Raw genomic sequence first — 12,586 nt, 5'->3', positions numbered from 1 at the left:
GGCGAGCAGCGCGAGATGCGCCGCGTTCTGGAGCGGCTGAACCGGTCGCTGACCGAGATCGAGCGGAACTGACGCGATGGCGCTCGGGCGCGGACGCCGGCTGCGGCGCGAGGTCGACTACTGGCCGGGCTTCGTGGACGCGCTGTCGACGCTGCTTCTGGCCATCATGTTCCTTCTGTCGGTCTTCGTGATCGCGCAGTTCCTGCTCAGCCGCGACCTCTCGGGTCGCGACACGGTGCTCGACCGCCTGAACTCGCAGATCGCAGAGCTCAACCAGTTGCTCGCGCTGGAGCGTTCCAACTCGACCGATTTCCAGGACCAGATATCGGCGCTGCAAGCCTCGCTCGCCGGCGCCGAGACCGAGCGCACGCGGCTTCAGGCAGCGCTCGACGGAACCCGCTCGGGGCCGGGCTCCGGCGACGCCGGCTCGCAGATCGGAACGCTCCAGGCGCAGGTCGATTCCGAGCGGCAGGTGTCGGCGCAGGCCCGCACCCAGATCGACCTTCTCAACCAGCAGCTGTCGGCGCTCCGCCAGCAGATCGCCGCGCTCGAGGACGCGCTCGGCGCCTCCGAGAGCCGCGACCGCGAATCTCAGACGCAGATCGCCGATCTCGGCCGCCGCCTCAACGTCGCGCTCGCCCAGCGCGTGCAGGAACTCGCGCGCTACCGCTCGGACTTCTTCGGCCGCCTGCGCGAGATCCTTGCCGACCGCGACAACATCCGCATCGTCGGCGACCGCTTCGTGTTCCAGTCGGAGGTCCTGTTCTCGTCGGGCGCCGACGTACTGCAGCCGGCGGGGCGCGACGAGATGGAAAAGCTCGCCGAGGCGATCATCCAGCTGAACCGCGAGATCCCCTCCGACATCAACTGGATCATCCGTGTCGACGGCCACACCGACAACGTGCCGATCACCGGCGGGCGGTTCGCCGATAACTGGCAGCTCTCCACCGCCCGCGCGGCTGCCGTGGTGCGCTTTCTCGTCGGCGCGGGCGTTCCGGCCAACCGCCTCGCCGCGACCGGCTTCGGCGAGTTCCAGCCGCTGGTCGCGGGCGACACGCCGGACGCGCGCGCCCGCAACCGGCGCATCGAGCTGAAGCTCACCGAACGATGACGCGCGCCGCGCGGCTCCTCGATCTCGTGGAGCTTCTGCGTCGTCACAGGCGGGCGGTGGCGGGCGAGACGCTCGCCGCCGAACTCGGCATCAGTCTCCGGACGCTCTACCGCGACATCGCCGTGCTCCAGGGGCAGGGCGTGCCGGTCGAGGGCGCGGCGGGCCTCGGCTACGTTCTGCGTCCCGGCCTCACACTGCCGCCCCTGATGTTCGACGAGGACGAGATCGACGCGCTGGTGCTCGGTCTGCGCCTCGTGACGCGGCGTCTTCCCGAGACGCTCGGGCCGGGCGCGGCCGGTGCGCTCGCCAAGATCGAGGCGGTCCTGCCCGCGAACCGTTCGGCCGAGGCGGTGCAACTCTTCGCAGGCGGCGCGGCGGCCGAGGAGTTGGCCTGTCTCGGGACGATCCGCGAGGCGATCCGCGCGGAGGACGCGCTCGCGATCCGCTACACGGACAAGGCGGGCGCCGCGTCGCAGCGCGTCGTCTGGCCGATCATCGTGGGCTTCTTCGACCAGGCGGAGGTGCTCGCCGCGTGGTGCGAGATGCGCGGCGATTTTCGCCATTTCCGCCTCGACCGCATCGCCGAAGCGGTGCCGGCCGGGCGTCGCATGGGCCGACGCCACCGCGTGCTCCTGGCCGACTGGCGCCTGATGCGCGACGCCGAGCGCTGTGCTGCTGACATGGGCTGACAGGGGGACGGTCTAGGCAAGGGACGTTCAAACCGAACGGAGCCCGTCATGACCCCCTACCTCCTCTTCTATGTCGACAATCCCGCCGACTCCGCCGGGGCGATCGAAGCCCTCTTCGGCCTTGCGCCCGTCGAGCGGTCGCCGACCTTCGTCCTCTTCGTGCTGGACAGGATGCGCCTTGGTTTCTGGCGTGTCGACGGCGTGGAGCCCGCACCGCAGCCGCGCGGCGAGAACAGCGAGCTGTCGATCAGTGTCGACACGCGCGAGGCGGTCGACCGCCACCATGCCGGCTGGCAGGAGAAGGGGCTTGCCGTCCTTCAGGCGCCGACCGAGATGGACTTCGGCTATACCGCCGTCGCCTCGCTGCCCGGCCCGTTCCGCCTTCGCGTGTTCCGGCCCGGCGAGATGCCGGGCTGAAAAGGCGCGACCGAGGCGTCGTCAGGGCCTGGCGCGGCTTTAGCGACGCGCCAGCTCGTCGCGGATCAGGCGGCCGAGGCTGGGGATGCCTTCCGTCACCGCGCGCTCGTCCGCCAGCGTGAATGACAGGCGGAGCGTGTTGCGGCCGGAGCCGTCGGCGAAGAAGGCGCTGCCCGGCACGAAGGCGACGCGCTCCTCCGCTACCGCGCGCGCCAGAAGCGCCGTCGTGTCGATGCCGTCCGGCAGCGTCACCCAGATGAACATGCCGCCCTCCGGCCGGCTCCACTCGACGCCGGCGGGCATCGCCGCCTGAAGCGCGGCGAGGATGGCGTTCCGCCGCTCGCCGTAGACGCGGCGGACGGTCTCGACCTGCGCGGCGTAGCTCGTCTCGGCGACGTGCAGGATCGCCATCTGGTTGATCGAGGGGCTGTGGAGGTCGGCCGCCTGCTTCATCAGGACGAGCTTTTCCACGATGCGGCGCGGCGCGCAGATCCAGCCCATCCGAAGGCCGGGCGCGAGGATCTTGGAGAAGGAGCCGCAATAGATGGTGCGCGCGGCGTCGAGACCGCCGGACCGGGCGCAGTCGAGCGCGATGATCGGCGGCACGGGCTCGCCGTCGTAGCGCAGAGCCTGATAGGCGGCGTCCTCGATCATGGCACAGTCGAGCTCGCCCGCGAGATCGAGCACGCCCTCGCGCTGCGCGCGCGTCAGCGTCTCGCCGGTCGGGTTGGCGAAGTCGGGCACGAGGTAGGCGAACTTGATGCGTCCACCCGCGGCGGTGGCGGCCTCCGCATACTCGGCCGGCGTCGTGTTGCCGCCGTTCGGCTGGAGGCGCGCATAGGTCGGCTCGTAGGCGTTGAACGCCTGGAGCGCACCGAGATAGGTCGGCCAGGTCACCAGCGCCGTGTCGGCGGGCGACAGCATCAGCTTGCCGAGATAGTCGAGACCCTGCTGCGAGCCCGAGGTGATGAAGATGTTGCCCTCGTCGCAGGGCACGCCGAGATCGGTCATGTGGGCGGCCAGCCAGCGGCGCAGCGGCAGGTAGCCCTCGCTCACCTGATACTGCAGCGCCGCGTTGGCCCCGGCGCCGCCGAGCACGTCGGCATAGGCCCGGCGAAAGGCCTCGTGGGGGAACAGCGACGGGTCCGGAATGCCGCCGGCGAAGGAAATGATGTCCGGCTGGTCGAGGAGCTTTAGAAGCTCCCGGATTTCGGACGCCTTCATGCGGCTGGAGCGGGTAGCGAAGAGATCGGTCAGGGTCATGTCTGTCCTCCTGACCCTGCTTCACACCCGGCGGGAAAATATGTCAATAATGCTGACCTATTTTTCTCGGACGGGACTTTATTCGGCAGCCCCGCGCATGGCGGCTTCCGCCGCACCGAACTGGAGGCGCGCGAGGCGGGCATAGGCGCCGCCGGCCTGGATCAGGCTGGCATGCGTTCCCTCCTCGACGATCCGCCCGGCATCCACCACGAGGATGCGGTCGGCCTTCAGGATGGTCGCGAGGCGATGGGCGATCACGAGGGTCGTGCGGCCGCGCATCAGCCCGTCCAGCGCCTTCTGCACGAGACCCTCGCTCTCGGCGTCGAGCGCCGAGGTCGCCTCGTCGAGAAGGAGGATCGGCGCGTCGCGCAGGATGGCGCGGGCGATCGCCACGCGCTGGCGCTGTCCGCCCGACAGGGTGATGCCGCGTTCGCCGACCGCCGTGTCGAACCCGTCCGGCAGAGGGCGCACGAAGGGCGTCACGAGCGCCGCCTCGGCCGCCGCCTCGATCTCGGCGCGGCTCGCCTCCGGTCGGCCGAAGGCGATGTTGGAGGCGAGCGTTCCGGCAAATACCGTCACGTCCTGCGGCACCAGCGCGAGGCGCCGGCGGAGCGCTTCGAGCCCGACATGGCGAATGTCGATCCCGTCGACCGTGATGCGTCCGGCCGTCGGATCGTAGAAGCGCTCGAGCAGCGAGAAGATCGTCGACTTGCCGGCGCCGGACGCGCCCACCAGCGCCACGGTCTCGCCGGGGCGCACGTCGAAGGACAGGCCGCGCAGCGTCTCGCGGCTGGGGCTCGTCGGATAGTGGAAGGCGACGTCCTCGAAGCGCACGGCACCGAGCGCGCGGGCGGGGAGGGGGAGGGGCGCGGCGGGATCGGCGATCTCCGGCCGGTCCTCCAGAAGCTCGGACAGGCGCTCGGTGGCGCCCGCCGCCGCCGTGAGCTCGCCCCAGACCTCCGACAGCTGGCCGAGGCTGGAGGCGGCGAACACGGCATAGAGCAGGAACTGGCCGAGCGTGCCGGGCGTCATCGTGCCGCCGATCACCTGCTGCGCGCCGACCCAGAGCACGGCAACGATCGAGGCGGTGACGAGGAAGATCGCAAAGGCTGTCAGCGCGGCGCGCGCCGAGACCGAGCGGCGGGCCGCCTCGAAGGCGTCGTCGACGGCCGCATCGAACCGGCCGCGCGCCTGGGCTTCCGCGGTGAAGGCCTGCACGGCGCGCACCGAGCCGATCGCCTCGCCGGCATAGGCGCTGGCGCCGGCCAGAACATCCTGCGCGGCGCGCGAGCGGGCCCGCACCTGACGGCCGAAGGCGACGAGCGGCAGGACGATGAGCGGGATGGCGCCGAGCACGATGGCCGACAGGCCGGGGCTCGTCACCACCATCATGGCGGCGGCGCCGATGAAGAGGATCGAGTTGCGCAGCGCGAGCGAGGCGGTGGCGCCGACGGCGGACTTGATCTGCGTCGCGTCGGCGGTGAGGCGCGAGACGATCTCGCCGGACAGGTTCTTGTCGTAGAAGGCCGGCGACAGGGTCAGGACGTGGGCGAACACGTCCTTGCGGAGCGCCGCCACCACCCGCTCGCCGATCGTGATGACGAAGTAGTAGCGACCGGCGCTCGCCAGCGCGAGGACGAGCGCCAGGACGCCGAGCATCCCGAAATAGGTGTTCACGAAGCCGGCGTCGGCGGAGGCGAAGCCGTGGTCCACCACGCGGCGCACGGCCAGCGGCAGGGACAGGGTGGTGACGGAGGCGAGCGCCAGGAAGAAGAGCGCGGCGGCCACGTGGGCCTTGTGCTCCATCATGTAGGGCCACAGGCGCGCCAGCGGCTTCAGCGTGCGGCGGGACGACCCGCTGCCGGCTTTCTCGGCGGTTCCGTTTCGCAAATCGGCTGTCCCTTGCGACCGCCTGCGCGGCCCTTGTGCGCTATCGGGCCCTGATGTATAGGCTCGCCCTTGAATTTGAAAGCGATCGCGCTCCTCATTCCGGTCCTTGGTCGAAATGTCCACCCGGCACCCCGCCGGCGGGCAGTCACTTGGGACCTCAGTGGGTGCGAGCGCGTGAAGCTGGGAACGAAGAGATGAAGCAGAACATCCACCCCGACTACCACACGATCACGGTCGTGATGACCAACGGCACCGAGTACCAGACCCGCTCGACCTGGGGCGCCGAGGGCGACAAGCTCAACCTCGACATTGACCCGATGAGCCACCCGGCCTGGACCGGCGGCAACCAGCAGATGCTGGACCGCGGCGGCCGCGTGTCGCGCTTCAAGAAGCGCTACGAGGGCCTCGGCATCTGATTGCCGATCGTTCTGCGAGGTTTCGAAAGACCCGGCTTCGGCCGGGTTTTTTGTTGCGCGCAGCCCAAACGAAAAGGGCGCGCCGGACCTAAATCCGACGCGCCCTTTGAGAATTCGCGGACGAAGGCTCAGACGGCGAAGGCCGTGCGCAGAAGGTGCATCTGCTCGCCCACCGGATTGCTCGAGGCCTCCGGCTGCGGCTCGCCGTAGATCTCGCGGTCGAGGATCGCGACGCGTCGCTCCAGCATCACCGCGCGCTCCACGAGGTCGCGGAAGGCGTCCGGCAGTTCGTCGTAGAAGGGCGAGTCGGCGCCGCCGCCGATCCCGTCGAGCCGCACCTTGACCTTCTCGGCCTCGACCTGCGCGCGCGACATGTCGCCCTGGTTGGCGGCGCGCTGCAGGAGGAGCCACGAGGCCACCTGCATCAGGCGCGTCGTCAGGCGCATGGATTCGGCGGCGTAGAGCGTTGAGGCGCCGCGCGAGATGGTGCGCGCGTCGCGCCGTCCGTCGCCGTCGAGATAGGCCGCGGTCTCGTCGACCAGCGTCATGCCCTCGTCGAAGATCGGCTGGAAGGAGGACGAGAACGCAAGCCGCTCCGCCAGCTTGATCGTCCGGGCTGAATCGCTGTGATCGAGAACTGAGTGTGTCATGCGCGGGAAAACCGATCTTGAAGCGAATCGTTGCACGCGGCGCGGCGTCCGAACGCGCGTCGCTGCCCTGTTCCCGCTAGAATCCACTGCCCGGCGTCCTTCCGCAAGCCGCGCTGCCTCAGGATAGTTAACGGCCGGAAAGCATGTGGACAGTCCGCGATCGCGGCAAAAAGAGAGCCGCACGGGGCGGCTCTTGAAGTTCAACAGGGAGATTCGACAACCAGCAAGGTCGCCATCCAAAGCAATCTGGACTGCCCCGACTATGCGCGGGAATGGTGAACGAGGGGTTAACCGGGGACAGACATTTGGTCGCCTCGCGTTAAGTGTCGTCCCGCAGCCAGGAGATCGGCCCCATGACGACGCCCCACGAGATGACGATCATTGCCCTCGACGGCCACGGCGGGCCGGAGGTCCTGAAACCCCGCCGCGCCCCGGTGCCGCGTCCCGGCACGGGCGAGGTGCTGATCGCGGTGCGGGCCGCCGGGGTCAATCGCCCCGACGTCCTTCAGCGCATGGGCGCCTACCCGCCGCCGCCCGGCGCGCCGGACTGGCCGGGCCTCGAGGTCGCCGGCACGGTGGCGGCGGTCGGGCCGGGCGTGTCGCGCTGGCGCGAGGGCGACCGGGTGATGGCGCTCCTGTCCGGTGGTGGCTACGCCGAGTTCGCCCTGGCGGACGAGGGCTCCGTCCTTCCGGTTCCGGATGGCGTGGGCTTCGTCGAGGCCGCGGCGATTCCCGAGACCTTCCTCACCGTCTGGCACAACGTCTTCCAGCGCGGTACGCTGCGGGCCGGCGAGACGTTTCTCGTGCATGGCGGGACCTCGGGCATCGGCACGGTGGCGATCCAGCTCGCCCATGCCTTCGGGGCCCATGTCGCGACCACGGTCGGCAGCGACGGCAAGGCCGAGGCCGCGCGTCGCCTCGGCGCCGACCGCGCGGTGAACTACCGCCGCGAGGACTTCGCCACGGTCCTCAAGGACTGGCAGGGCGGGCGCGGCATCGACCTCACGCTCGACATGATCGGCGGCGACTATCTGCCCCGCAACATCGAGGTCGCGGCCGTCGACGGGCGCATCGTCCAGATCGCGCATCTCAACGGGCGCAAGGGCGAGGTCGACCTGTTCGCCATCATGCGCAAGCGTCTGACGCTGACCGGCTCGACGCTGCGCGCGCGCGACAAGGCATTCAAGGCGGCGCTCGCCGCCGAGCTGGAGGCCAAGGTCTGGCCGCTCCTGTCGGAGGGGCGTGTGAAGCCGCTCATCGACACGACCTATCCGCTGGAGAAAGCGTCCGAGGCGCACGCGCACATGGATGTCGACCACATCGGCAAGATCGTCCTCGTCGCCTCGCCCGACTAGGCCGGACGGCGGCCGCTGGCCCCGGCGCCGCGCATCGTTCCTTGCGAAGCGCGCGGCGCATGCCTATAGTCAGCGTCGATTTCCGGAATTCGTGGCGTGACCACAGCCTGCCTGACCGGGGCCGGCCTACAGGAGACCTATATCCATGGCTCAGCAGCTTCTGATGCCCAAGGCCACGGCCGTCTGGCTCGTCGACAACACGTCCCTGTCCTTCGACCAGATCGCCGAGTTCTGCACCTTGCACCCCCTGGAGGTGAAGGCGATCGCGGACGGCGAAGCGGCGCAGGGCATCAAGGGCATGGATCCGATCATCACGGGCCAGCTCACGCGCGACGAGATCGTGCGCGCCGAGAAGGACGAGAAGTATCGCCTGAAGCTCGCGCCGCCGAAGGTGCGCGTGCCGGAGGCCAAGCGCAAGGGACCGCGCTACACGCCGGTCTCCAAGCGCCAGGACCGCCCGAACGCCATTCTCTGGCTGGTTCGCAACCATCCCGAGCTGAAGGACCCGGCGATCTCGCGGCTCGTCGGCACCACCAAGCACACGATCGAGCAGATCCGCGAGCGCACCCACTGGAACTCGGCCAACCTGCAGCCGATGGACCCGGTGACGCTCGGCCTCTGCTCGCAGATCGACCTCGACCTCGAGGTCGAGAAGGCCTCGCGCGGCATGCCGCGTCCGGAGGAGGTGGCCGAGGAGGAGCGCCTCCTGTCGGCCGCGCAGACCCAGAACTACCGCTCCGGCAGCGCCCGCGAGGACGGCGAGCTCGATGCCGCCGCCGTGTTCGCCAAGCTCACCTCGATGCGCCGCACCGAGCCGGAGGAGAACGAGGAGGAGGACGAACTGCGCTGAGCGCACGTCCCCTCAATCGAATGAAGCAAAGGGCGGCCTCGAGCCGCCCTTTTTCGTGTCAGCCGTTGCCCTTGAAGCCGGGATAGAGCGCCATGCCGCCGTCGACGAACAGCGTCTGCCCTGTGATATAGTCCGCGGCGTCCGAGGCGAGGAAGGCGACGACCCGGCCGATATCCTCGGGGTCGCCGACGCGCCCATAAGGGATGAGCTTCAGCATCGCGTCCATGCCGCCCGCCTTCTCGCGCTCCGACTGGTTGATCGCGGTGGCGATGGCGCCGGGCGCGACCGCGTTGACGCGGATTCCTTCGGAGGCGACCTCCTGGGCGACCGATTCCATCAGGAGCTTTAGCCCACCCTTGGACGCCGCGTAGTTGACGTGGAATGCCCAAGGGATGCGCTGGTGCACGGAGGAATCGAAGATCAGCTTGCCGAGCGCGCGGCTGACCTCCGGGCGGTGTCCCTTGGCGCGAAACCGGCGCACGGCCTCGCGCGCCATCAGGAAGCCGCCGGTGAGATTGGTGCCGATGACCGCGTTCCAGTCGTCGAGCGTCATATCGGCGAGGGCGGCGTCCTTCTGGCGCCCGGCGTTCGACACGGCGATGTCGACGGGCCCGAGCTGGCGCTCCGCCTCGTCGAAGAGGCGCGCGACATCGGCCTCCGCACCGACGTCGCCCTGCACCGGAATTGCACGTCGCCCGAGCGCCTCGATCAGGGCGACGGTCTCCTCGGCGCCCTCGCGCGAGCCGCGGTAGTTCACCGCGACGTCGGCGCCGGCGCGCGCGAGCTCGACCGCGCAGGCCCGGCCGATGCCGGCCGAGGCGCCGGTGACGACGGCCACCTGGCCGGCGAGCGAAAGAAGGTTAGAAGATGCCATCGGGGTCCTCGATCATCTGGAAGCCGGCATGGTGGGGGTCAGACCTGTCCGCCGTCAGCGCCCGGTTCAGCCAGATCGCCGCCGAGATCAGCGACAGGTGGGTGAGCGCCTGCGGGAAGTTGCCGAGATGCTGTCCGTCGGTGGAGAGTTCCTCGGCGTAGAGGCCGAGATGGTTGGCGTAGGAGTGCAGCTTCTCGAACAGGAGCCGCGCCTCCGCGACGTATCCGGTGCGCGCCAGGGCCTCGACGTACCAGAACGAGCAGATCGAGAAGAAGCCTTCCTCGCCCTTCAGCCCGTCGTCGTTCTCCGGCCCGTTGACGTAGCGCTTCACGAGGCAGTCGTGGACGAGGGTCTCTCGCACCGCCTTCAGGGTCGACACCCACATCGGGTCGCGCGGGTTGATGAAGCGCACGAGCGGCATGAGGAGCACGACGGCGTCGAGCGTGTCGCCGCCCTTGAACTGCGTGAAGGCGCCGATCTCCGGGTTCCAGAATTCCTCGACGATGGTCTTCTGGATGGCGTCGCGCTGCTGGCGCCAGGCGACGAGATCGGCCGGCATCGACTCGCGCGTGGCGATGCGGATGGCGCGGTCGATCGCCACCCAGCACATCAGGCGCGACGACAGGTATTCCTTGTCCTCGCCGCGGCTTTCCCAGATGCCCCGGTCGGGCAGGCGCCAGTTGACGCAGAGCCAGTCGATGAGGCCCGAAAGCTTCGCCCAGACCGAATAGCTCGGCTTACCCCGCGCGCGCGTCGCAATGTAGACGGCGTCCATGAACTCGCCGTAGATGTCCATCTGGCGCTGGTCGAAGGCGCCGTTGCCGACGCGCACCGGCTTCGAGCCGCCGTAGCCGGACAGGTGCGGAAGTTCGGCTTCCGGGATCTCGGCGCGCCCGTCCATGCCGTACATGATCTGCAGGCCCGACCGGTCGCCCTCGCTCACTGTCACCCGCTCCATCAGGAAGTGGATGAAGGCCTCGGCCTCGTCGTAGTAGTTGAGGCGCGACAGGGCGTAGAGGGTGAAGGCGGAGTCGCGCACCCAGCAGAAGCGATAGTCCCAGTTGCGCTCGCCGCCGACGACCTCGGGCAGGCCGAAGGTCGCGGCGGCCGCGATCGAGCCATGCTGCGCCGAGGTCAGGAGCTTCAGCGTCAGCGCCGAGCGCACCACGAGCTCGCGCCAGAAGGTCGGATACTGCCCGCGCGACACCCAGTCGTGCCAATAGGCCCGCGTCTCCCGGAACGAGGAGCGCACGTAGTCCATGCCCGGCGCGTCCCAGCCCTCGTGCCCCGGACACAGGATCGCATAGACCGTCTCGCCTTCTTTCAGTGTGATCTCGCCGACGATGGTGCCGTCCTCGATCCGCAAGGGGAGCGAGGTGTGGAGCCACATGGTCTGGGGCGTCCCGTCGTCGCGCGACCAGGCGATCCGCGCCGTGCCGTCGTCGATCGACACGGCCGGGCGCAGGCTCGCATATTCCGGCCGCGGGTCGAGGCGCAGCGCGAAGGTGACGCGGCCCATGATCGCCTTCGCCCGGCGCACGATGCGCCCGGAGCCGTCGAGCGGCATGAAGTCGGAGATCTCGCCGATGCCGTTCGGCCCGAGGAAGCGCGTCAGCAGGATATTGGTGTCGGGCAGGTAGATCTGCTTCTGGCCCATACCCTCGGCCATCGCCCACAGGCGGAACTCGCCGCCGTTCTCGGGGTCGAGCAGGCCGGCGAAGAGCGTCGGCGAATCGATGTTGGGATGGCACAGGAAGTCGATGCGCCCGTCGGGCGCCACCAGCGCGAGCGTCTTCAGGTCGCCGATCACGCCATGTTGGCCGATCGGGTTGGGCGTGGCGTTCGGGGGCGGCATGGGGTGGATTTCGCACGCTGTTGGCTGGTTCGTCCGCAAAAGGTCGGGCGCGCCGGCGGAAAGGAAAGGCCGGGGCGTTGTGCGGCCTTGCGCCAGAGCGCCGCGCGGGGGATTGCGCGCGATTGCTCCATTCCGCCGCATTCGCTATCCAGATGCGATGCCGAGGCACCGTCGCGACGGTGTCGCCTCGATCGGCCGGGAGATGTCATGAGCGCAATGGAAGACAGCCTGCGACGCGCCCTCGCGGCTGGCGACGCGAGCGATCCGGCCTTCCGGGAAAGCATCTATGCCGCCTCCGAGCGCGCGCTGGAGCGGATGCTGGAAACGCGCGGCGGCAGCGAGGACGAGGCAAGCGCGCAACGCGCCAAGCTCGCCGAGACGATCGACCGCGTCGAGGCCGACTATGCCGACTGGCCGTCGGGGGCCGGGATCGCGGAAGCCGAGGCCGATCCGGGCTTCATCCCGCCGGCGCCTCCCTCCGCCGGGCCCGGCGCCGATCGCACGCACGAGGCCCGCAGCCCGCGCGCCCTCGATCCCGTCGAGGCCGACGGCGATCCGGTGGACGGGACCTGGACGCCGGGCGGCGACCGGACGGCGGCCGATGCCGCCGCGCCCGCACGCTCCGGCCGTTCCGTGCTTCTGGCGGCGGTGGCCTTTGCGGTGGTCCTCGCGCTTCTCGCCTACTTCGTCGGCGGCATGATCCGCGGCTCGGGCGTCGGTGCGTCCACGACGCAGTCCGAGACCTCGGCGCTCGACTGGATCACGGTCTTCAGCGGCGACGACCTCGAAAGCCTGTCGACGCCCGAGGGCGGGCGGATCGAGGCGGCGCCCCGCTCCGGCGGGCGCGATGCCGTGCGCGTCTCCGGGCCTGCGGCCGGCGAGGGTGAGGTGCTGATGGCGATCGGTCCGGGCGTCGTCGGCGAGATCGCGGGCTCCAACGTGCGCATCGAGGTGACGGCCGGCTCGCCCGACGGCACGCCGCGCGCGTTCTCGGTGCGCTGCCTCTTCGGCGGCACGAGCCTTTGCGAGCGCCAGAGCTTCTCCACGACGATGACCGAGGAGGCCTTCATCTTCGACGTGCCGGTGCCGGCCGATGCGCGCTCGCCCGCTTCGATCGCGATCGAGCCCGGCGTCGACGGCACCACCAACGACGTCGACGTCTTCTCGCTGCGCCTTCGCCGCGTCGGCTGATCCCCTTTTCAAACGCACAAGGTGA

Annotated in this window: 12 protein-coding genes; 7 read left to right on the top strand and 5 right to left on the bottom strand. The window is 69.7% G+C overall.

Annotation, left to right across the window (positions count from 1 at the left end):
- Positions 1-76: 76 nt before the first annotated feature.
- The 3 genes from QZ753_RS00795 to QZ753_RS00785 are packed head-to-tail and all read left to right on the top strand — an operon-like array spanning position 77 to position 2,217.
- Positions 77-1,111 carry a peptidoglycan -binding protein gene (locus QZ753_RS00795; protein WP_294640316.1) on the top strand — a complete coding sequence of 345 codons (1,035 nt, stop codon included), beginning with the start codon at positions 77-79 and terminating at the stop codon, positions 1,109-1,111.
- Complete coding sequence (locus QZ753_RS00790) at positions 1,108-1,800, top strand: YafY family protein (protein ID WP_294640314.1); 693 nt, start codon at positions 1,108-1,110, stop codon at positions 1,798-1,800. The genes QZ753_RS00795 and QZ753_RS00790 overlap by 4 nt, the downstream gene beginning before the upstream one ends.
- 48 nt (positions 1,801-1,848) lie before the next feature.
- Positions 1,849-2,217: a drug:proton antiporter gene (locus QZ753_RS00785; protein WP_294640312.1), complete on the top strand. Its 369-nt coding sequence runs from the start codon at positions 1,849-1,851 to the stop codon at positions 2,215-2,217.
- 39 nt (positions 2,218-2,256) lie between these two features.
- Here QZ753_RS00785 and QZ753_RS00780 read toward each other — a convergent pair whose 3' ends face one another.
- Entirely contained in the window at positions 2,257-3,480 is a 1,224-nt protein-coding gene (locus tag QZ753_RS00780) for a PLP-dependent aminotransferase family protein (RefSeq protein WP_294640310.1), read from the bottom strand.
- A gap of 78 nt (positions 3,481-3,558) precedes the next feature.
- Positions 3,559-5,289: an ABC transporter transmembrane domain-containing protein gene (locus QZ753_RS00775; protein ID WP_294640324.1), complete on the bottom strand. Its 1,731-nt coding sequence runs from the start codon at positions 5,287-5,289 to the stop codon at positions 3,559-3,561.
- 275 nt (positions 5,290-5,564) lie between these two features.
- Here QZ753_RS00775 and rpmE point away from each other — a divergent pair, with 275 nt between their 5' ends.
- Positions 5,565-5,786: a 50S ribosomal protein L31 gene (gene rpmE / locus QZ753_RS00770; protein ID WP_055892581.1), complete on the top strand. Its 222-nt coding sequence runs from the start codon at positions 5,565-5,567 to the stop codon at positions 5,784-5,786.
- 128 nt (positions 5,787-5,914) lie between these two features.
- On the opposite strand, the gene QZ753_RS00765 is transcribed toward rpmE, so the two are convergent.
- The gene (locus tag QZ753_RS00765) at positions 5,915-6,436 is read right to left on the bottom strand and encodes a DUF1465 family protein (protein ID WP_294640307.1); all 522 of its coding nucleotides are present in this window, start codon (positions 6,434-6,436) and stop codon (positions 5,915-5,917) included.
- A gap of 353 nt (positions 6,437-6,789) precedes the next feature.
- Between QZ753_RS00765 and QZ753_RS00760 the strand changes: the two genes are divergently transcribed.
- Both QZ753_RS00760 and QZ753_RS00755 read left to right on the top strand, forming a co-directional pair.
- The gene (locus QZ753_RS00760; protein ID WP_294640305.1) at positions 6,790-7,791 is read left to right on the top strand and encodes an NAD(P)H-quinone oxidoreductase; all 1,002 of its coding nucleotides are present in this window, start codon (positions 6,790-6,792) and stop codon (positions 7,789-7,791) included.
- A gap of 145 nt (positions 7,792-7,936) precedes the next feature.
- Positions 7,937-8,641: a DUF1013 domain-containing protein gene (locus tag QZ753_RS00755; protein ID WP_294640303.1), complete on the top strand. Its 705-nt coding sequence runs from the start codon at positions 7,937-7,939 to the stop codon at positions 8,639-8,641.
- A 58-nt stretch (positions 8,642-8,699) separates the two neighbouring features.
- On the opposite strand, the gene QZ753_RS00750 is transcribed toward QZ753_RS00755, so the two are convergent.
- Together QZ753_RS00750 and QZ753_RS00745 are read right to left on the bottom strand one after the other, a co-directional pair.
- A complete protein-coding gene (locus tag QZ753_RS00750; protein ID WP_294640301.1) occupies positions 8,700-9,515 on the bottom strand; it encodes an SDR family oxidoreductase in 816 nt (271 codons plus the stop codon).
- Entirely contained in the window at positions 9,502-11,370 is a 1,869-nt protein-coding gene (locus QZ753_RS00745; protein ID WP_294640299.1) for a glycoside hydrolase family 15 protein, read from the bottom strand. The genes QZ753_RS00750 and QZ753_RS00745 overlap by 14 nt, the downstream gene beginning before the upstream one ends.
- Before the next feature lie 207 nt (positions 11,371-11,577).
- On the opposite strand from QZ753_RS00745, the gene QZ753_RS00740 reads away from it, so the two are divergent.
- Complete coding sequence (locus QZ753_RS00740) at positions 11,578-12,561, top strand: hypothetical protein (RefSeq protein WP_294640297.1); 984 nt, start codon at positions 11,578-11,580, stop codon at positions 12,559-12,561.
- Positions 12,562-12,586: the final 25 nt, after the last annotated feature.

The organism is uncultured Aureimonas sp. (genome assembly GCF_913775355.1).
Classification (GTDB): domain Bacteria; phylum Pseudomonadota; class Alphaproteobacteria; order Rhizobiales; family Rhizobiaceae; genus Aureimonas.
The sequence above is the reverse complement of the archived record's forward strand: the minus strand, read 5'-3'. Positions and strand labels throughout refer to the sequence as shown.